Source organism: Streptomyces sp. LUP47B (assembly GCF_001746295.1).
Lineage (GTDB): Bacteria > Actinomycetota > Actinomycetes > Streptomycetales > Streptomycetaceae > Streptomyces.
Genome location: NZ_MJAH01000027.1, coordinates 1 through 18606 on the forward strand (window position 1 = coordinate 1; position 18606 = coordinate 18606).

Annotated in this window: 18 protein-coding genes; 13 read left to right on the forward strand and 5 right to left on the reverse strand. The window is 70.7% G+C overall.

Going from position 1 to position 18606, the window contains the following annotated elements:
• Positions 1-170: 170 nt before the first annotated feature.
• Entirely contained in the window at positions 171-797 is a 627-nt protein-coding gene (locus BFN33_RS45670) for a TetR family transcriptional regulator (protein ID WP_069766139.1), read from the reverse strand.
• Positions 798-930: 133 nt separating this feature from the next.
• Between BFN33_RS45670 and BFN33_RS53550 the strand changes: the two genes are divergently transcribed.
• The 3 genes from BFN33_RS53550 to BFN33_RS45680 all read left to right on the forward strand — a co-directional run bounded on the left by BFN33_RS53550 (position 931) and on the right by BFN33_RS45680 (position 2633).
• The gene (locus BFN33_RS53550) at positions 931-1095 is read left to right on the forward strand and encodes a hypothetical protein (protein ID WP_088245528.1); all 165 of its coding nucleotides are present in this window, start codon (positions 931-933) and stop codon (positions 1093-1095) included.
• A gap of 35 nt (positions 1096-1130) precedes the next feature.
• Positions 1131-1397 carry a DUF4190 domain-containing protein gene (locus tag BFN33_RS45675; protein WP_069766140.1) on the forward strand — a complete coding sequence of 89 codons (267 nt, stop codon included), beginning with the start codon at positions 1131-1133 and terminating at the stop codon, positions 1395-1397.
• A gap of 66 nt (positions 1398-1463) precedes the next feature.
• Positions 1464-2633, forward strand: coding sequence for a cysteine desulfurase family protein (locus BFN33_RS45680; RefSeq protein WP_069766141.1), 1170 nt, complete (start codon positions 1464-1466; stop codon positions 2631-2633).
• A gap of 51 nt (positions 2634-2684) precedes the next feature.
• Here the strand turns inward: BFN33_RS45680 and BFN33_RS45685 are convergent, their stop codons facing one another.
• The gene (locus BFN33_RS45685; RefSeq protein WP_069766142.1) at positions 2685-4208 is read right to left on the reverse strand and encodes a multicopper oxidase family protein; all 1524 of its coding nucleotides are present in this window, start codon (positions 4206-4208) and stop codon (positions 2685-2687) included.
• 204 nt (positions 4209-4412) lie between these two features.
• Entirely contained in the window at positions 4413-5078 is a 666-nt protein-coding gene (locus BFN33_RS45690) for an N-acetylmuramoyl-L-alanine amidase (RefSeq protein WP_069766143.1), read from the reverse strand.
• A gap of 60 nt (positions 5079-5138) precedes the next feature.
• On the opposite strand from BFN33_RS45690, the gene mnmA reads away from it, so the two are divergent.
• Entirely contained in the window at positions 5139-6263 is a 1125-nt protein-coding gene (mnmA, locus tag BFN33_RS45695; protein ID WP_069766144.1) for a tRNA 2-thiouridine(34) synthase MnmA, read from the forward strand.
• Positions 6264-6506: 243 nt separating this feature from the next.
• On the opposite strand, the gene BFN33_RS45700 is transcribed toward mnmA, so the two are convergent.
• On the reverse strand, positions 6507-7289 hold the full coding sequence (locus BFN33_RS45700) for an alpha/beta fold hydrolase (RefSeq protein WP_069766145.1): 783 nt from the start codon (positions 7287-7289) through the stop codon (positions 6507-6509).
• A gap of 37 nt (positions 7290-7326) precedes the next feature.
• Positions 7327-7650 (reverse strand): DUF427 domain-containing protein, encoded by a 324-nt coding sequence (locus BFN33_RS45705; protein WP_069766146.1) that lies wholly within the window; start codon positions 7648-7650, stop codon positions 7327-7329.
• A 50-nt stretch (positions 7651-7700) separates the two neighbouring features.
• On the opposite strand from BFN33_RS45705, the gene BFN33_RS45710 reads away from it, so the two are divergent.
• From BFN33_RS45710 to gatB, 9 genes are all read left to right on the forward strand, one after another.
• The gene (locus BFN33_RS45710; protein ID WP_069766147.1) at positions 7701-8240 is read left to right on the forward strand and encodes a TIGR00730 family Rossman fold protein; all 540 of its coding nucleotides are present in this window, start codon (positions 7701-7703) and stop codon (positions 8238-8240) included.
• A gap of 23 nt (positions 8241-8263) precedes the next feature.
• Positions 8264-8953: an SDR family oxidoreductase gene (locus BFN33_RS45715; RefSeq protein WP_069766148.1), complete on the forward strand. Its 690-nt coding sequence runs from the start codon at positions 8264-8266 to the stop codon at positions 8951-8953.
• A gap of 52 nt (positions 8954-9005) precedes the next feature.
• Positions 9006-10007, forward strand: coding sequence for a methionine synthase (locus BFN33_RS45720; RefSeq protein ID WP_069766149.1), 1002 nt, complete (start codon positions 9006-9008; stop codon positions 10005-10007).
• A 15-nt stretch (positions 10008-10022) separates the two neighbouring features.
• Entirely contained in the window at positions 10023-12215 is a 2193-nt protein-coding gene (ligA, locus tag BFN33_RS45725) for an NAD-dependent DNA ligase LigA (protein ID WP_069766150.1), read from the forward strand.
• A 272-nt stretch (positions 12216-12487) separates the two neighbouring features.
• Complete coding sequence (locus BFN33_RS45730) at positions 12488-14722, forward strand: bifunctional diguanylate cyclase/phosphodiesterase (protein WP_069766151.1); 2235 nt, start codon at positions 12488-12490, stop codon at positions 14720-14722.
• Between the two features lie 311 nt (positions 14723-15033).
• Positions 15034-15330, forward strand: a complete 297-nt coding sequence (gatC, locus tag BFN33_RS45735; RefSeq protein ID WP_007384860.1) for an Asp-tRNA(Asn)/Glu-tRNA(Gln) amidotransferase subunit GatC — start codon at positions 15034-15036, stop codon at positions 15328-15330.
• A gap of 5 nt (positions 15331-15335) precedes the next feature.
• Entirely contained in the window at positions 15336-16829 is a 1494-nt protein-coding gene (gene gatA, locus BFN33_RS45740) for an Asp-tRNA(Asn)/Glu-tRNA(Gln) amidotransferase subunit GatA (RefSeq protein WP_069766152.1), read from the forward strand.
• Complete coding sequence (locus BFN33_RS45745; RefSeq protein WP_007384862.1) at positions 16826-17065, forward strand: hypothetical protein; 240 nt, start codon at positions 16826-16828, stop codon at positions 17063-17065. Before gatA ends, BFN33_RS45745 begins: the two co-directional genes overlap by 4 nt.
• A gap of 15 nt (positions 17066-17080) precedes the next feature.
• Positions 17081-18595: an Asp-tRNA(Asn)/Glu-tRNA(Gln) amidotransferase subunit GatB gene (gene gatB, locus BFN33_RS45750; RefSeq protein ID WP_069766153.1), complete on the forward strand. Its 1515-nt coding sequence runs from the start codon at positions 17081-17083 to the stop codon at positions 18593-18595.
• Positions 18596-18606: the final 11 nt, after the last annotated feature.

An 18606-nucleotide genomic window follows, 5' to 3' on the forward strand; every position in this document is an offset into this window, starting at 1 on the left:
GGCGGCGGCATGGGCGGCTGCGGCGGCCGCGGCGGCGGCGCGGCCCCGAGCGGTGCGCCCAGCGGTGCGCCGAGCGCGGCGGCGACGAAGAGCTGACCCCGACGTCGTACGACAGGGGCGGCACTCCCGGTGAACGGGGGTGTCGCCCCTGTGTGTTGCCGGACCGGCCCTCAGTCCAGCCAGTGTTCGCGGCCGATGCTGATCAGGCGCATCTGATGCTCCGCCACCTGGCAGACCCGCTCCCGCTCCTCCGGGGAGGCCTCCAGGGCCTCCAGGAACAGTGAGGCCGTGATCAGCATCTGGTCGACGTACAGGTTGGCCAGCATCAGCAGGTCGTCCTCGCTCCAGCCCTCGGACACCGGGTCCTTGGCCAGCTCGTCCTTCACCTCCTGCCCGAACCGGGCGAGTTGCTCCCGGATGGCCTCCCGGACCGGCTGGACCCCGCCATGTCGCTCTCGGGCGATAAAACGGACATGAGCGGGGTACGCGTCTACATGGCCGGCGATCAACTCGATGGCCCGCTTGATCCGTTGGGCGTGGTCGTCGGCCGCGGACACCGTCGTCCGGATCATCGGGTGCAGGCTGCCCAGCGCCTCCTCGACCAGAGCCGCGCCGAGATCCGCGATGGAGCGGAAGTGCCGGTAGAAGGCGGTCGGGGCGACGCCGACGGCCCGCGTGACCTCGCGCAGGCCGAGGCTGCTCAGGCTCTGTTCCTCCAGCAGGGCCAACGCCGCGTCCAGGAGCGCCTGTCGAGTCTTCTGCTTCTGTACCTGCCGGATGCCGAGGGTGTGACTCATGTCATCCAGTTAACAACTGTTCTCCGTAATTGGAAAGCCATGTGACACGCTAGACTCTGGAGTCAGTGAACAACTGTAACTACAACTGTTCACCCAAACGTAACGACAGCCATCTCGGAGGGGGATCCGTCCCATGCTGTTCCTCGTCGCCGCACTCATGCTGCTCGGCATCGTCCTGGGCACCGTCGCCCACGCGCCGCTCACCTTCACCGCCGTCGCCGCCGCCGTGATCGCCGTCTGGCTGGGCGTCTTCGCGCTCCGCGAGCGTCACGCCCGCCGCCGCACCCCGTCCCACTGACCGCCGTCCCACCGTCCCCAGGAGCACTGATCACCATGCAGCTCACCGCGCAGGGCACCGCCCGCACCGGCGCCCGCGACGCCGACGGCATGGCCGTGGCGTCCTTCGTCCTCGGCCTCGTCGGCCTTCTCGTCCTCAACGTCTTCCTCGGCCCGATCGCCATCGTCCTGGCCTCGGTCGCCCTGTGGCGCGGCACCGCCCGCCGCGGCCGTGCCTACCTGGGCCTCGGCCTCGGAGTGGCGGACCTGCTGGTCCTGGTGGCGTTCATGCAGTTCGACAGCACGCCGTCCTGGAGCTTCTGAGCCCGCCGACACCGGCCGGTCCTGGCCTGAGGGTGCTCGCATGCGACCCGTAGAATCGGCGTCACCATGGCATACCTCGACCACGCCGCGACCACCCCGATGCTCCCCGAGGCGGTCGAGGCACTCACCGCGCATCTCGGCGCCACCGGCAACGCCTCTTCCCTTCACGCATCCGGCCGCAGGGCCCGCCGCACGGTCGAGGAATCCCGCGAGACCCTCGCGGAGGCGCTCGGCGCCCGACCCAGTGAGATCGTCCTCACATCCGGCGGCACGGAGGCCGACAACCTCGCCGTGAAGGGCCTGTACTGGTCCCGGCGCGACGCGGACCCCGCAAGGACGCGGGTTCTCGCCAGCCCCGTCGAACACCACGCGGTCCTCGACGCCGTCCACTGGCTCGGCGAACACGAGGGCGCCACCGTCGAGTACCTCCCCGTCGACAAGTACGGCCGGGTCCACCCCGACGCCCTGCGCGAGGCGATCGCCCGCGACCCCGACGACGTCGCCCTCGCCACGGTCATGTGGGCCAACAACGAGATCGGCACGGTCCTGCCGGTCCGCGAACTCGCCGACGTCACCGCGGAGTTCGGCATCCCGCTGCACGCCGACGCCGTCCAGGCCTTCGGCCAGGTCCCCGTCGACTTCGCCGCCTCCGGCCTCGCCGCGATGACGGTCTCCGGTCACAAGATCGGCGGCCCGTACGGCATCGGCGCCCTGGTCCTCGGCCGCGAGTGGACCCCCGTCCCCGTCCTGCACGGCGGTGGCCAGGAGCGCCACGTCCGCTCCGGCACCCTCGACGTCCCCGCCATCGCCTCCTTCGCGGTGGCCGGCCGCCTCGCCGCCGAGCAGCGCGAGTGGTTCGACGCCGAGATCGGCGCCCTGCGCGACGCCCTGGTCGAGGCGGTCCGTACGGCGGTCCCGGACGCGATCCTCGGCGGCGACCCGGCACCCGGGGGCCGTCTCCCGGCCAACGCCCACTTCACCTTCCCCGGCTGCGAGGGCGACTCCCTGCTGCTGCTCCTGGACGCCCAGGGCATCGAGTGCTCCACCGGCTCCGCCTGCACCGCGGGAGTCGCCCAGCCCAGCCACGTCCTGCTGGCCACCGGCACCGAGCCCGACCTGGCCCGCGGCACGCTCCGCTTCTCCCTCGGCCACACCTCCACCGAGGCGGACGTCGAGGCGGTCGCGAAGGCCATCGGCCCGGCGGTGGAACGCGCCCGCGCGGCGGGGCTGACGTAGCGCCGCCGAGCAGGACACCCTTTCCGTGGCTGTGGCGCGGTGTGCTGCCGGTCAGCTCTCCGTGACCATGAGGGAGGCCATCATGCCCTCGTCCTCGTGCTGGAGCAGATGGCAGTGGAGCATGTACATGTACGTGTCGTCGGCGAAGTCGGTGAATTCCATCGCGATCACGATCTGGCCGCCGCCGACGACCTCGAACGTGTCGAACCAGCCGAGGTCGACCCCGGTCGGCTTCTCACCGTTGATCGAGACGAGCTGGTAGGGCACGTCGTGCAGATGGAACGAGTGCTCCAGCTGGCTGGCGTTGGTGATCGTCCATATCTCCTTCGCGCCCAGCGTGGTGCTGATCATGGTCATGCCGGCCATGGTGAGCCCGGCGGAGCCGTTGATCTTCATGGTCGCGCCCGTGTTGCTGAGGGTGATGGTGCGCGCCGTGAAGTCGGAGGTGTCGTACCGCTCGATGGTGTTGAGCGTGCTCGGCAGGTCATCCGGGGTGTCCGTGCCGCCCGCCGTGACGGTGAGGAAGTCGTACGTACCGGAGCCGCCGCGGATCCAGCCCGTCGTGACGACGGCCTGGAGCGTGACGTCCTCGCTGACGTCCATGACGAACTCGGCGCGGGCGCCGGCCACCAGACGGATGGTGGTCACCTCGGCCGCCTCCGTCAGATAGCCCTGGTCGGTGGCGATCTGGGTCAGCGTGCCGCCGTCGCTGCGCTGGAGGGTGATGATGTCCGACGGTGAGGCGTTGAGCGCGCGGAAGCGGTTGCGGGTCTTGGTGGCGGCGAAGGCGAGTGTCGTGGCGTCGACGTTCTCGCCGTTCACCAGCAGCGGGAAGCTGAGACCGGAGCTGAGATAGCCGGTCTGGTCGTACTTGATGTCTCCGGCGCTGTCCACGGCCAGGCACTGGAAGACGAGCGGGATGTCGTCGACGCCGTAGTCGCCGGGCAGTGCGGCGGACGTGTCCGAGTCGTCCTCGACGATGATCATCCCGGCCAGGCCGTGGGTGGCCTGCTTGGCCGTGGTGCCCAGGGCGTGCGGGTGGTACCAGAGGGTCTTGGCCTCGTCCAGGACCGTGAAGGTGGGGGACCAGGTCGTGCCGGCGGAGAAGGCGTTCTGCGGGCCGCCGTCCATTTTGGGCGGGACGTGGGCGCCGTGGAAGTGGACGGTGGTGTCCTCGGTGAGGCTGTTGGTGATGTTCAGCAGCACGGTGTCGCCCTTGGTCCACTTCAGGGTGGGGCCGAGGAACGACTGGTTGTAGCCCGCGGTGCTGCTGGTGACGCCGCTGAGCACCTCGGCGGTGCCGGTCTGCGCCGCCAGGGTGAAGGTGGTGGTGCCGTCGGAGGTGGTGCCCTCCAGCAGGTCCGGAATGGTGAGGGTGCCGTCCGTCGCGGCGGCCGCCTTGCTGCGGGTGCCCTCGGTCAGCAGGGAGAAGGCGGCGCCCGCCGCCCCCACCGCCCCGAGGCCCACCCCGGCCATTCCGCCGAGGAACTTCCGCCGGTGCAGACCCTTCTTGTGGCCTCTGCTCTCCTTGGAGTGCTCGGGCTTGGCCCCCAGGCCGTCTGTGGTGTGTGTCATGGCCGGGGAGCTTCGACGTAAGGGCTGTGTGAGGACTGGGGTGAAGCTGGGTGCGAGCCCGGGAAGCTGTGAGGAAGGGGTTTGGGCCAACTCCCTTGAAGAAAAGCCAAGTTGACGGTCCGCAGGTCAAGATCGGGGTGCGGGACATGTCGGGCGTGCGGTCTGGACCGAATCTTCATAACCAAGCGGAATGTTCGTAGCCGACTAGACGGAGGCCCTCGGCACCTTCCGCACCAGCCGCATGTACCGGTCCCAGTCCCAGTGTTCGCCCGGGTCCGTGTGATCCGTGCCCGGCACCTCCACATGGCCGATGATGTGCTCGCGGTCGACGGGTATGGCGTACCGCGCGCATATCCCGGCCGTGAGCCGCGCCGACGCCGCGTACATCTCGTCGGTGAAGTCCTCGGGCCGGTCGACGAATCCCTCGTGCTCGATGCCCACACTGCGTTCGTTGTAGGCGCGGTTGCCGGCGTGGAACGCCACGTCCAGCTCGCGGATCATCTGTGTGACGTGCCCGTCCTTGCGGACGACGTAGTGCGCGGCCGCGCCGTGCCCCGGATCCTGGAACACCTTCACCGCACTGGCGAAGCTGCCCTGGGTGACATGGATGATCACCATGTCTATGCCGTAGTCGTCGGGCCGGTCCGCCCGCCGCCAGTTCGCGTCGGAGGCCGCCACCCACTGCGCGCCGCGGAAGTCGACCGCGCCCTGGACGCGCGGTTTCTCCACCCCGGGCGCCCGCCACCACAGCCGCGCCAACTCGTCGCGGGCCAGCACCGCCGTGCCCACGGCCGCCGCCGTCCCGCCGATGAGCAGGGCCCGGCGACCGATGCGCCGGTCGCCGTCCGCGGACGCCAGTTTCTCCCCCATGTGATCGTCAACGGATACTCGTGGGCTTCGGTTCCCGCGCCCCCGTACCCTGGAGGGGTTATGACTGACACCACGCCGCGCCCTCTTCGTGTACTCGCCGCCATGTCCGGAGGAGTCGACTCCGCCGTCGCCGCCGCCCGTGCCGCCCAAGCCGGCCATGACGTGACCGGCGTCCACCTCGCGCTCTCCGCGAACCCTCAATCGTTCCGCACGGGCGCGCGTGGCTGTTGCACCATCGAGGACTCGCGCGACGCCCGCCGCGCCGCCGACGTCATCGGCATCCCGTTCTACGTCTGGGACCTCGCCGACCGCTTCCGCGAGGACGTCGTCGAGGACTTCGTCGCCGAGTACGAGGCCGGCCGCACCCCCAACCCCTGCCTGCGCTGCAACGAGAAGATCAAGTTCGCCGCCCTGCTCGACAAGGCGCTCGCGCTGGGCTTCGACGCGGTGTGCACGGGCCACTACGCGAAGGTCGTCACGCTCGCGGACGGCTCCCGGGAGCTGCACCGCGCCTCCGACATGGCGAAGGACCAGTCGTACGTCCTCGGCGTGCTGGACGACCGGCAGCTCGCCCACGCGATGTTCCCGCTCGGCGACACGGTCACCACCAAGGACGAGATCCGCGCCGAGGCCGAGCGCCGGGGTCTCGCGGTCGCCAAGAAGCCCGACTCGCACGACATCTGCTTCATCGCCGACGGCGACACCCAGGGCTTCCTCGCCTCCCGCCTCGGCAGGGCGGAGGGCGACATCGTCGACGAGTCGGGCGCGAAGATCGGCTCCCACGAGGGTGCGTACGGCTTCACCATCGGCCAGCGCAAGGGCCTCAGGATCGGCACCCCGGCCGCCGACGGCAAGCCGCGCTATGTTCTCGACATCTCACCGGTGAACAACACGGTGACGGTCGGCCCGGCCGCCGCGCTGGACGTGAACGCCCTGACCGCCATCAAGCCCCGCTGGTGCGGCGCGGCCCCGACGGGCCCCGGCACCTACACGGCCCAGCTCCGCGCCCACGGCGGCGAGACCGAGGTCACCGCGGAACTGGTGGACGGCACCCTGGAGGTCTCCTTCGCCGAGCCGGTCCGCGGAGTGGCCCCCGGCCAGGCGATCGTGCTCTACGACGGCACGCGCGTGGTGGGTTCGGCGACGATCGCGTCCACGGTGCGGGTGACGGCGGGCGTGGCCTGAGACCCTCGTCGCACGCCAGACCCGGCGGTGTCGCCGTGTCAGTCGTGCCACGCGCGCGTACCCCCGTGCCGCACGCCTCGGGAGGATCGCCTGTAGGTGCCGGCACGTAGGCAGCGCCGCGGGCTGTGTCCGTGGTCTCACGCGCGCGTGCCCGCAGGCCCCGAGTCGATGCCGCCCGTACGCGCGGTCGTCACGGGCCCGCGCGCACGGGCACGTCCCGCCGCCACCCGCGGGTGGCGGATGTCAGGTCGCGAAGAACTCCGCCAGGACCGGTCCGAGGGCGGTCGGGTCCACCATGTGGGTCTGGCCCTCCAGGACGCGGTACGAGCCCTTCGGCGCTGCCTCCGCGACCGACCTGGTGCCCTCGCGCATCCACTCGGGGCTCGCGCCGCCCGCGACCGCCAGCAATGGGACCGTGATCGAGGCCAGCCGGTCCCGGGGGACCAGACCGCCGGCCATGACCGAGTTGTCGTAGGCGAGTGTCGGGGCGACCGCCTCCATACCGGGCCACATGGGGGACTGGCGGGCGCCCTGGATCATCTCCTCGCCCATGCCGGTGAGCCGCAGGAAGAGCTCCACCGCGTCCCCGCGCCGGCCCTCGGCGAGCGCAGCCGTCAGCTTCTCGGTGTACTCGGCGTTCTGCTCCGCGCCGCCGTCCAGGAAGTCGGCGTACGGCGTCTCGTACACGGCGACCCGGCGCACCGGCAGTCCGCTCGCCGCGGCCTCCAGGACCAGCGCACCGCCGGACGAGACGCCGCACAGGCACGCCTCGCCGCCCGCCGCCTCGATGAGCGCGGCGAGGTCCTCGACCTCACGGGCCACCGCGTAGGGCGCGGTGTCGCCGCTCGCGCCGCGGCCCCGGCGGTCGTACACGAGCACGTCGAACCGCTCGGACAGCGGCACGGCCAGGGGCGCGACCGTGCCGCCCGTGGACATCGCGCCGCTGACGAGGATGACCGCCGGGCCGTTTCCGGTGCGTTCGTACGCGATCGGCGTGCCGTCGCGCGAGAGGGTCTTCTTGTCCATGCCTGTGGAGACTGCCGCACCGCACGGAAATCATCGGTCAGGACACGTCGACCTCGTAGAAACAGAGGTGGTCCTTGATCTCGGCGACGGCGGGCTTCGGCTCGGGATAGAACCACACCAGATCGGGCGCGTCCGGCAGGGACCAGTAGGACGCGGTGCCCTTGAAGGGGCAGTAGGTGTGGGTGTCGGAGGGGGTCAGCAGGTCGAGTCGTACGTCCTCGGCGGGGAGGTAGTACCGCACGGGCGAGCCCGTCTCGCGCAGCACGAGGGGTCGGTCGCTCTCCGCGAGAACCTGGTCGCCGTGCACCACGCGCACGTGTTGGTCGGCTTGCTCGATGGTGATCGTGTGTCCTTCGGCCATACCGGGAAAGCGCTCGCGGGCCCCCGGTTCTTCCCGCGTACGGTGACCTCATGCGAATCTGCGTCTTCCTCTCCGCCGCCGACCTCGACGACCGCTACACGCGCCCCGCGCGGGAGTTCGCGAAGCTGCTGGGCAAGGGCGGGCACACCCTCGTGTGGGGCGGCTCGGACGTGGGCCTCATGAAGGTGGTCGCCGACGGGGTGCAGGAGGCGGGCGGACGGCTCGTCGGGGTCTCCGTGGAGTTCCTGGCCGCCAAGGTCCGCCCGGGCGTCGACGAGATGGTGATCGCGAAGGACCTCGCCGAGCGGAAGAAACTGCTCCTGGAGAAGGCCGACGCCGTGGTGATCATGATGGGCGGCACGGGCACGCTCGACGAGGCGACGGAGATCCTGGAGCTGAAGAAGCACGGGCACACCGAGAAGCCGGTGGTGCTGCTGAACACGGCGGGCTTCTACGACGGCTTGAAGGAGCAGTTCCGCCGCATGGAGGACGAGGGCTTCCTGCCCCGTCCGCTCACCGACCTGGTGTTCTTCGCGGAGGAGCCGGTGGGGGCGCTGGCGTACCTGGAGGAGTCGCTCGGTACGCGCTGACGCCGTGATGCGAGCATGGCGGCATGGCTACACATGTGATCACCGGAGCGGGCTCCGGCATCGGTGCGGCGGTGACCCGGCGTCTGCACGCGCGCGGGGACGACCTCGTGCTGCACGCGCGTGACGCGGGCCGCGCGAAGGACCTGGCGGCACAGTTCCCCGGGGCGCGCACCCTGGTCGGGGACCTGGCCGACCCCGACAAGCTGAGCTGGGCCTTCTCGCACCAGTCGCTGCCGGACCAGGTGGACTCCCTGCTGCACATCGCGGGTGTGGTCGACCTCGGCCCCGTCGGCGATCTGACCCCGAAGTCCTGGCGCCACCAGCTGAACGTCAACCTGATCGCTCCGGCCGAGCTGACCCGCCACTTCCTGCCCCAACTCCGGGCGACCCGGGGCCAGGTGGTGTTCGTCAACTCGGGCTCGGGGCTGACCGCGCACGCCGACTGGTCCGCGTACGCCGCCTCCAAGCACGGCCTCAAGGCCCTGGCGGACTCCCTGCGCCACGAGGAACACGCGAACGGCGTCCGCGTCACCTCGGTCTACCCCGGCCGCACGGCGAGCCCCATGCAGGCCAAGGTCCACCAGCAGGAGGGCAAGGACTACGACCCCGCGCGATGGATCGACCCCGAGTCGGTCGCCACCGCGATCCTCACGGCGATCGACCTCCCGCGCGACGCGGAGATCAACGACCTGACGGTCCGCCCGGGACGCTGACGGCTCCGGTGGGGGCGCGAACCTCCTCCTGCCACGTACGTAGGCTTCGTATGTGACCGCAGACCTTCGCTTCGCCCCCGCCACCGGCATCGGCTCCCTCCCCGGCGGCGACGCCCGTGAGGCCGCCAGGACCGCCACCGGCTCCTTCGAGGACTTCCCCTTCCTGCCCGAACTGCCCGCCCGCGGCCCCGGCGCCGACATGATCGGCCGTACCGCCGGAATGCTCGTCGAGCTGTACGCGCGCGTGGAGCCCAGCGGGTGGCGGATCGGGGACCGGCCGGGGCGGGACACCAAGCGGGCGCGGTCCTGGCTGGGGGAGGACCTCGACGCGCTGGAGGAGTTCACCCAGGGGTACGAGGGGCAGCTGAAGGTGCAGGCCGTCGGGCCCTGGACACTGGCCGCCACGCTGGAGCTGCGCAACGGCGAGGTCGCCCTCTCCGACCCCGGCGCGTGCCGGGACCTCGCCGCCTCGCTGGCCGAGGGACTGCGCCTGCACCTGGAGGAGGTCCGAAGTCGGGTCCCCGGCGCGCAGGTGGTGCTCCAGCTCGACGAGCCGTCCCTCATCGGCGTCCTGCGCGGGCAGGTGAGGAGCGCCAGCGGGTACCGCACCCACCGCGCCGTCGACCGGCAGGTCGTCGAGGCCGGCCTGCGCGATGTCGTCGGGGTTCACGCGGGTGGCCCCGTCGTGGTCCACTCGTGCGCACCGGACGTCCCCTTCGCCCTGCTGCGGAGGGCGGGTGCGGCGGCGGTCTCCTTCGACTTCTCGCTTCTCACCGAGCGTGACGACGACGCGATCGGCGAGGCGGTGGAAGGGGGGACGAGGCTCTTCGCCGGTGTCGTGCCCGGGACGGACACGGCATTGTCAGACCCTGCCGGTAGCGTCATGGGTGTCAGGACGCTGTGGCGCAGGCTGGGGCTGCATCCGGGACTTCTCGCGGAGGCGGTCACGGTGACTCCGTCGTGCGGGCTCGCGGGGGCCTCCCCCGAGTACGCGCGCAAGGCTCTCGCCCACTGCGCCCAGGCGGCGAGGTCCCTCGCGGACAACCCAGAGTAACGGGAGGACAACACGGTGGCCGGCGACAAGCAAGCGGAGACGACGGTGCCCGCCGAGGCACGGGAGAAGCACGCGCAGCTCGCTGAGCAGATCGAGGAGCACCGCTTCCGGTACTACGTGAACGACGCGCCGGTCATCAGCGACGCCGACTTCGACAAGCTCCTGCGCTCCCTCGAATCCCTCGAAGAGGAGCACCCCGAGCTGCGCACGCCCGACTCGCCGACCCAGAAGGTCGCGGGGGCGTACGAGACCGACTTCACGTCCGTCCAGCACCGCTCCCGCATGCTCTCCCTGGACAACGCCTTCAGCGACGAGGAGTTGGCAGCCTGGGCCGAGCGGGTCGCCAAGGACGTCGGCACCACCGACTACCACCTGCTGTGCGAGCTCAAGGTCGACGGCCTCGCCGTCAACCTCACCTACGAGCACGGCCGCCTCACCCGCGCGGCGACCCGCGGCGACGGCCGCACCGGCGAGGACATCACGCCCAACGTCCGCACGATCGCCGAGATCCCGGACCGCCTCACCGGCGACAAGGTCCCCGACCTCGTCGAGATCCGCGGCGAGGTCTACTTCCCGATGGAGAAGTTCGAGGAACTCAACGCCCGCCTGGTCGAGGCCGGCGACAAGCCCTTCGCCAACCCGCGCAACGCGGCGGCCGGTTCGCTGCGCCAGAAGGACCCGCGCGTCACCGCCACCCGCCCCCTCCACATGGTCGTGCACGGCATCGGCGTCCTGGAGGGCTTCACCGGCATGACCCGCCTCTCCCAGGGCTACGCCCTCCTGAAGTCCTGGGGCCTGCCCACCGCCAAGCACAACAAGGTGGTCGACGACCTCGACGGCGTACGGGAGTTCATCGCCTACTTCGGCGAGAACCGCCACTCCGTGGAGCACGAGATCGACGGGGTCGTCGTCAAGCTCGACGAGATCCCCCTCCAGGGCCGGCTCGGTTCCACCTCCCGGGCCCCGCGCTGGGCGATCGCGTACAAGTACGCGCCCGAAGAGGTCAACACCAAGCTCATCAACATCCGCGTGGGCGTGGGCCGTACGGGCCGGATCACGCCGTACGCCCAGGTCGAGCCGGTGACGGTGGCCGGCTCGGAGGTCGAGTTCGCCACCCTGCACAATCAGGACGTCGTCAAGGCCAAGGGCGTCCTCATCGGCGACACCGTGGTGCTGCGCAAGGCCGGTGACGTCATCCCCGAGATCCTCGGCCCGGTGGTCGACCTGCGCGACGGCAGCGAGCGCGAGTTCGTGATGCCGAGCGAGTGCCCGGAGTGCGGCACGGGCCTGCGCCCCATGAAGGAGGGGGACGTCGACCTGCGCTGCCCCAACGCCCGGACCTGCCCGGCCCAGCTGCGTGAACGCCTGTTCTACCTCGCGGGCCGCAAGTCACTGGACATCGAGCACTTCGGGTACGTCGCGGCCGCGGCCCTGACCAAGCCGCTGGAACCCTCGGAGCCGCCGCTGACCGACGAGGGCGACCTGTTCGACCTCACCATCGAGCAGCTGCTGCCCATCAAGGCGTACGTCCTCGACCAGGACAGCGGTCTGCCCAAGCGTGACCCGAAGACCGGCGAGGAGAAGATCGCCACCGTCTTCGCCAACCAGCAGGGCGAGCCCAAGAAGAACGCCGTCGCCATGCTGGAGAACATCGCGGCCGCCAAGGAGCGCCCGCTGGCCCGCGTCCTCACCGGTCTGTCGATCCGCCACGTCGGCCCGGTCGCCGCCGAGGCGCTGGCGCGCAACTTCCGCTCGATCGACCGCATCGAGCAGGCGAGCGAGGAGGAACTGGCGAACACCGACGGCGTCGGACCGATCATCGCCAGGTCCCTCAAGGAGTGGTTCGCGGAGGACTGGCACCAGGAGATCCTGCGCAAGTGGAAGGCCGCGGGTGTGCGCACGGAGGAGGAGGGCTCGGGGGAGGACGAGGGTCCGCGCCCTCTCGAAGGGCTCACCGTCGTCGTCACCGGCACCCTGGAGCGCTTCACTCGCGACGGGGCCAAGGAGGCGTTGCAGACCAGAGGGGCGAAGGTCACCGGTTCGGTTTCGAAGAAGACATCTTTCGTTGTCGTAGGTGACAATCCGGGTTCTAAGTACGACAAAGCGATGCAACTCAAGGTGCCCGTTCTGAACGAGGACGGCTTCGACGTGCTGCTGGAGCAGGGCCCCGAGGCGGCCGCCGATGTGGCACTTCCCACGGAGGAGTAGCGAGCAGCGGCGGTTGAAGGCCACCCGATCGGCGCATACCAGATGCATACGGGTGGCAGGGGCGCATTCGGGCAACCGTCGACGACCGCTGCCCGTGGAAGCCTTCTGCGGCCTACTGTTGAGATGTGCGCCTGCCGTGCCCAGCTGCGGCCGGGGCATTCCCTTGCTCCTGAAGAGCAAGGGGAAGGTTTTTCCAACGCGGCGCCGTCGAGGGATCTGTCGGGCGAACGAGCCGCGTGGCGTGGGCACCGCCGGCTGTGAGAGGGACGGGAATGGAACCGACCGAGAGCGCCGCCCCGGACTCACGGCTGCGCCGGCTCACCGGCGCGTGGCGGACGAGCCGGTGGGCCGGGCGGCCTTCGGCGTATCCGGGCGCGGAGGGACGCGCCGCCGGACCCTACACCGCGGCCGGCGGCTCCGGGGCCGCGCAGCTCACCGCAGAGCGCGCCCCCGGTATGCCGGACTCCGAACGTGACCGCCAGCTGTCCTGGCCCGCTCTGCCCACGGCGATCGTCTCGGCCGCCGGATTCGTGCTGGGCGCGGGCTTCTACCGGGCGTTCACCGGCGGCCACGCCCTCTTCCCGTCCGGCACCGTCGGCTGGTCCCTGGCCGTGCTGACCGGGGTCATCGTCGGCCATCTGGTCGCCCTCGGCCGGGCCCGCTGGTGGGGCGGCACCGGCTCGGGCGCCGCCCTGACCCTCGCCGTCCTGCTGATGTACGGCTGGGTGCCCGCCGGAATGGTCAGCCTCACCGTCGTCCTGCTGGTCGGCATAGCCCGGCGCCACCGCTGGCGGCAGGGCATCCTGCACGGCGCGGTGGACATGCTCGGCATAGCCACCGGCGCCCTGGTCATAGCCGCGTTCGGTCAGTCGCCGTCCGTCGAGACCCCCTGGAACCCCGACACCTGGACCTTCTACACCGGCCCCGAGGTGGTCCTGGTCGCCGTCGCCTACCTCGCGGTCACCCGGGCCCTGGGCTGGTATCTGCACTCCTCCCGGCACGCCGGTCTGCCCACCGTGGCCCGCACCGCCCTGGTCAGACAGGGCCTGGTCGCCGTCGCACTGCTCGGCATCGCCCCCCTGGTCTGCGTGGTCGCCGCCGCCAAGCCCGTGCTGCTCCCGCTGTTCGCGATCCCCCTCATCGCCCTCGACTCCACCCTGTGGATGGCCCGGGCCCGCGCCGAGGAGCAATTGCGCGACCCGCTGACCGGACTGCCCAACCGGCAGTGGCTCCTGGAGCGCATCTGGACCGCCCTGGACGACGCCGAGCGCATCGGCGCCCGGTCCGCCCTGATGCTCATCGACCTCGACCGCTTCCGCTCGGTCAACGACACCCTGGGTCACCTCGCCGGTGACCGGCTGCTCCTCCAGATCGCCGACCGGCTGCGGATCGCGCTGCCGCGCGGGGCGGAGGCGGCGCGGCTCGGCGGCGACGAGTTCGCCGTCTTACTGCCGGTCGCCGACTCCACGACCTCCGCGACCCGGGTCGCCCGCAACCTGGTCGCGGCCCTCAGCTCCCCGCTCGATCTCGACGGGCTGACCCTCGTCCTGGAGGCCAGTGCCGGGGTCGCCGTCTTCCCCGACCACGCCGTGGACGCCGAGGGGCTGCTGCGCCGGGCGGACGTGGCGATGTACCAGGCCAAGCGGGACCGTACGGGAGTGGAGGTGTACGAGTCCAAGCGGGACTCCAACACCCCGGACCGGCTCGGGCTGCTGGGCGATCTGCGCCGGGCGCTGGACGCGCACGAGGTGCAGCTGCACTACCAGCCCAAGGTCCGCTTCGACGGACAGGTCGCCGGTCTGGAGGCCCTGGTGCGCTGGGTGCACCCGGAGCGCGGGAAGGTACCGCCGGACGAGTTCATCGCGATCGCCGAGTCGTCCGGACTGATGCCCTACCTCACCGAGTACGTCCTCGACACGGCTCTCGCCCAGGTCGCCGAGTGGCGGGCGCACGGCCTGTTCGTCCCGGTGGCGGTCAACGTCTCCCCGCGTGACGTGCACACCCCGGGCTTCGCCGGCTCGGTGGCCGCGCGCCTCGCCCGGCACGGCGTCCCCGCGGGCGCCCTCCAACTGGAGATCACCGAACACGTCCTCCTCGAGGACCCCTCGCGGGCCGCGGACACGCTCGCCGCCCTGACCGGGCACGGCGTGAAGATGTCCCTGGACGACTTCGGCACGGGCTACTCCTCCCTGGTCCACCTGCGCCGCCTGCCGGTGAGCGAACTGAAGATCGACCGCTCGTTCGTGGCCAAGCTGGCCGTCGACACCGAGGACGCGGAGATCGTCCGCTGCACGGTCGACCTCGCGCACTCCCTGGGCCTGCTGGTCGTGGCGGAGGGCGTGGAGGACGACGAGACCTGGGAGCGGTTGCGCGACATGGGCTGCGACGCCGTACAGGGCTGGCTGGTCGCGGCCGCGATGCCCCCGGAGGAGACGACGGCGTGGCTCCTGGCCAGGGGTTCGAGGGGCTGGCAGCGGCCCAGGGCGGCGCTGCCGGCGGCGGAGTGACCCGTCCCGGCATCCTTTGGCGCGGTATGGGGGAGTGCCCGTTGACGTCGGCCACGGGAAACCGTTTAACGGCCATCCGGCCGGGACCCATAGGATTGGGGCCAGCCGTCACATTCCCGTCTGTCGCGCGACGCCTGGCACGCACGCTCGCCGCGTTGCCGAACCGGCCACGTGGCTCCGCCACGAGGCTGCTCCGGCGCCTTGCGATCGCACGCACCAGAGGCCGCGCGACCCGCCCTTCGGACGGACGACGGGAATGTGACGGCCAGCCCCGCCCCGAACCACACGCACTCACCCCAGAGGATCGCTGCATGCCTGGCATCACGCGCGAGGAGGTCGCCCACCTCGCACGGCTGGCGCGTCTGGAGCTGAAGCCCGAAGAGCTCGAGCACTTCGCGGGACAGCTGGACGACATCATCGGCGCGGTCGCACGCGTCAGTGAGGTCGCCGACCAAGACGTACCGCCGACCTCGCACCCGCTCCCGCTGACGAACGTCATGCGCGCGGACGAGGTCCGTCCGTCGCTCACCCCCGAGCAGGCGCTCTCCGGCGCCCCGGCCCAGGAACAGCAGCGTTTCAAGGTGCCGCAGATCCTGGGGGAGGACTAACACCCATGACGGACATCATCAAGCTCACCGCCGCCGAGACCGCCGCGAAGATCGCTTCCGGTGAGCTCACGGCCGTGCAGGTCACCGAGGCCCACCTGGCCCGTATCGAGGCCGTCGACGAGAAGGTGCACGCCTTCCTGCACGTCGACCGCGAGGGCGCCCTCGCGCAGGCCCGTGCCGTCGACGAGAAGCGGGCCAAGGGCGAGAAGCTCGGTCCGCTCGCCGGCGTCCCGCTCGCGCTCAAGGACATCTTCACCACCGAGGGCGTCCCGACGACCGTCGGCTCCAAGATCCTCGAGGGCTGGATCCCGCCGTACGACGCGACCGTCACCAAGCGACTGAAGGCCGCCGACGTCGTCATCCTCGGCAAGACCAACATGGACGAGTTCGCCATGGGGTCGTCGACGGAGAACAGCGCGTACGGCCCGACGGGCAACCCCTGGGACCTCACGAGGATCCCCGGCGGCTCCGGCGGTGGGTCGAGTGCCGCGCTCGCCTCCTTCCAGGCCCCCCTCGCCATCGGCACCGACACCGGCGGTTCCATCCGCCAGCCGGCCGCCGTCACCGGCACGGTCGGTGTGAAGCCGACGTACGGCGCGGTCTCCCGCTACGGCATGGTCGCCTTCTCCTCCTCCCTCGACCAGGGCGGCCCCTGCGCCCGTACGGTCCTGGACGCGGCGCTGCTGCACGAGGTCATCGCCGGTCACGACCCGCTCGACTCCACCTCGATCGACACCCCGGTCCCGGCGGTCGTCGAGGCCGCCCGCAACGGCAGCGTCGAGGGCATGCGCGTCGGTGTCGTGAAGCAGTTCCGCGGCGAGGGCTACCAGGCCGGCGTCATCCAGCGCTTCGACGAGTCCGTGGCTCTGCTCAAGGACCTGGGCGCCGAGATCGTCGAACTGGACTGCCCGTCCTTCGACCTGGCCCTGTCGGCGTACTACCTGATCGCGCCGTCCGAGTGCTCGTCCAACCTCGCCCGCTTCGACGGCCTGCGCTACGGCCTGCGGGTCGGCGACGACGGCACCCACTCGGCCGAGGAGGTCACCTCCCTCACCCGTGAGGCGGGCTTCGGCCCCGAGGTCAAGCGCCGGATCATGCTCGGCACGTACGCCCTGTCGAGCGGTTACTACGACGCCTACTACGGCTCGGCGCAGAAGGTCCGCACGCTCATCACGCGCGACTTCGAGAAGGCCTTCGAGCAGGTCGACGTGATCGTCTCCCCGACGACCCCGACCACCGCCTTCCCGATCGGCGAGCGCGCCGACGACCCGATGGCGATGTACCTGGCCGACCTGTGCACCATCCCGACCAACCTCGCGGGCAACGCGGCCATGTCGCTGCCGTGCGGTCTGGCGCCCGAGGACAACCTGCCCGTCGGCCTCCAGATCATCGCCCCGGCCCTGAAGGACGACCGTCTTTACAAGGTGGGCGCCGCCGTCGAGGCCGCCTTCGTGGAAAGGTGGGGGCACCCGCTCCTGGAGGAGGCACCGTCGCTGTGAGCAAGCTGACCAAGGCGAAGGACTTCAAGAAGTCCAAGTCCGGTACGTACCTGTCCATCGCCGGGACCGCGTTCGGCGCGATCGGCGTCGCCAAGCGGCTCAAGAAGGCCCGTGCCGAGAAGGACACGCTGGTCCTGATCGACGCCACCGTGTCCGCCGTCGCCATCGTCACCGGTCTCGCGATCCTGTACCGCGAGCTGAAGCGGCTGGGCGACGACGACGTCCTGCTGGGCTGAGAGGGAAGTTACACCGTGACCACCACGACCGACCTGGTGTCGTACGAGGACGCTCTCGCGTCGTACGACCCCGTCATGGGCCTCGAGGTCCATGTCGAACTCGGCACCAAGACGAAGATGTTCTGCGGCTGTTCGACCGAACTCGGTCAGGACGCCAACACGCAGACCTGTCCCACCTGCCTCGGCCTGCCCGGCGCGCTCCCGGTCGTCAACGCGATCGGCATCGAGTCGGCTGTCAAGATCGGTCTCGCGCTGAACTGCGAGATCGCCGAGTGGTGCCGCTTCGCCCGGAAGAACTACTTCTATCCGGACATGCCGAAGAACTTCCAGACCTCCCAGTACGACGAGCCGATCGCCTTCAACGGCTACCTCGACGTCCAGCTGGAGGACGGCGAGACCTTCCGCGTGGAGATCGAGCGCGCCCACATGGAGGAGGACACCGGCAAGTCGACCCACGTGGGCGGCGCGACGGGCCGTATCCACGGCGCCTCGCACTCGCTGCTCGACTACAACCGGGCCGGCATCCCGCTCATCGAGATCGTCACCAAGCCGATCGAGGGCGCGGGTGAGCGCGCTCCCGAGGTGGCGAAGGCGTACGTCCGTGAGCTGCGCGAGGTCATCAAGGCGCTCGGTGTGTCGGAAGCCCGCATGGAGATGGGCCAGCTGCGCTGCGACGTGAACCTGTCGCTGCGCCCGCACGGCCGCGAGAAGTTCGGCACGCGTTCCGAGACGAAGAACGTCAACTCGCTGCGGTCCGTGGAGCGCGCGGCCCGTTTCGAGATCCAGCGGCACGCGGCCGTCCTGAGCAGTGGCGGGACGATCATCCAGGAGACCCGGCACTTCCACGAGGACACGGGGTCCACGACCTCGGGCCGTGTGAAGGAGGAGGCCGAGGACTACCGGTACTTCCCCGAGCCGGACCTCGTTCCGGTGGCCCCCTCGCGCGAGTGGGTCGAGGAGATCCGGGCGGCGCTCCCCGAGCTGCCGCTGGTCCGCCGCAACCGGCTCGTCGCCGAGTGGGGCATCACGGCACTCGACATGCAGGCGATCCTCAACGCTGGCGCCCTGGACCCGATCGTCGCCACGATCGACGCCGGTGCCGACGCGGCCTCCGCCCGCAAGTGGTGGATGGGTGAACTCGCCCGCAGCGCCAACGAGTCCGGCAAGGCGCTGGACGAGCTGGCCATCACGCCGGAGCAGGTCGCCCGAGTCACGGAGCTGGTCTCCAAGGGTGACCTGAACGACAAGCTGGCCCGCCAGGTCATCGAAGGCGTCCTCGCCGGCGAAGGCACCCCGGACGAGGTCGTCGACAAGCGCGGTCTGAAGGTCGTCTCCGACGAGGGCGCCCTGGGTGCCGCCGTCGACGAGGCCATCGCCGGCAACCCGGGCATCGCCGACAAGATCCGCTCGGGCAAGGTCGCCGCGGCCGGCGCCCTGGTCGGCGCGGTCATGAAGGCGACCCGCGGTCAGGCCGACGCGGCTCGCGTCAAGGAGCTGATCCTGGAGAAGCTGGGCGTCGGCGAGGGCTGAGCGCTCTGTTG

Excerpts from the sequence above, each read along its gene's own strand:
- mnmA (WP_069766144.1), top strand. The coding sequence starts at position 5,139 with ATGACTGACACCACGCCGCGCCCTCTTCGTGTACTCGCCGCCATGTCC.
- BFN33_RS45700 (WP_069766145.1), bottom strand. The coding sequence starts at position 7,289 with ATGGACAAGAAGACCCTCTCGCGCGACGGCACGCCGATCGCGTACGAA.
- gatA (WP_069766152.1), top strand. The coding sequence starts at position 15,336 with ATGACGGACATCATCAAGCTCACCGCCGCCGAGACCGCCGCGAAGATC.
- BFN33_RS45680 (WP_069766141.1), top strand. The coding sequence starts at position 1,464 with ATGGCATACCTCGACCACGCCGCGACCACCCCGATGCTCCCCGAGGCG.
- BFN33_RS45685 (WP_069766142.1), bottom strand. The coding sequence starts at position 4,208 with ATGACACACACCACAGACGGCCTGGGGGCCAAGCCCGAGCACTCCAAG.
- BFN33_RS45675 (WP_069766140.1), top strand. The coding sequence starts at position 1,131 with ATGCAGCTCACCGCGCAGGGCACCGCCCGCACCGGCGCCCGCGACGCC.
- BFN33_RS45690 (WP_069766143.1), bottom strand. The coding sequence starts at position 5,078 with ATGGGGGAGAAACTGGCGTCCGCGGACGGCGACCGGCGCATCGGTCGC.
- BFN33_RS45670 (WP_069766139.1), bottom strand. The coding sequence starts at position 797 with ATGAGTCACACCCTCGGCATCCGGCAGGTACAGAAGCAGAAGACTCGA.
- BFN33_RS45715 (WP_069766148.1), top strand. The coding sequence starts at position 8,264 with ATGGCTACACATGTGATCACCGGAGCGGGCTCCGGCATCGGTGCGGCG.
- BFN33_RS45730 (WP_069766151.1), top strand. The coding sequence starts at position 12,488 with ATGGAACCGACCGAGAGCGCCGCCCCGGACTCACGGCTGCGCCGGCTC.
- BFN33_RS45705 (WP_069766146.1), bottom strand. The coding sequence starts at position 7,650 with ATGGCCGAAGGACACACGATCACCATCGAGCAAGCCGACCAACACGTG.
- BFN33_RS45710 (WP_069766147.1), top strand. The coding sequence starts at position 7,701 with ATGCGAATCTGCGTCTTCCTCTCCGCCGCCGACCTCGACGACCGCTAC.
- BFN33_RS53550 (WP_088245528.1), top strand. The coding sequence starts at position 931 with ATGCTGTTCCTCGTCGCCGCACTCATGCTGCTCGGCATCGTCCTGGGC.
- gatC (WP_007384860.1), top strand. The coding sequence starts at position 15,034 with ATGCCTGGCATCACGCGCGAGGAGGTCGCCCACCTCGCACGGCTGGCG.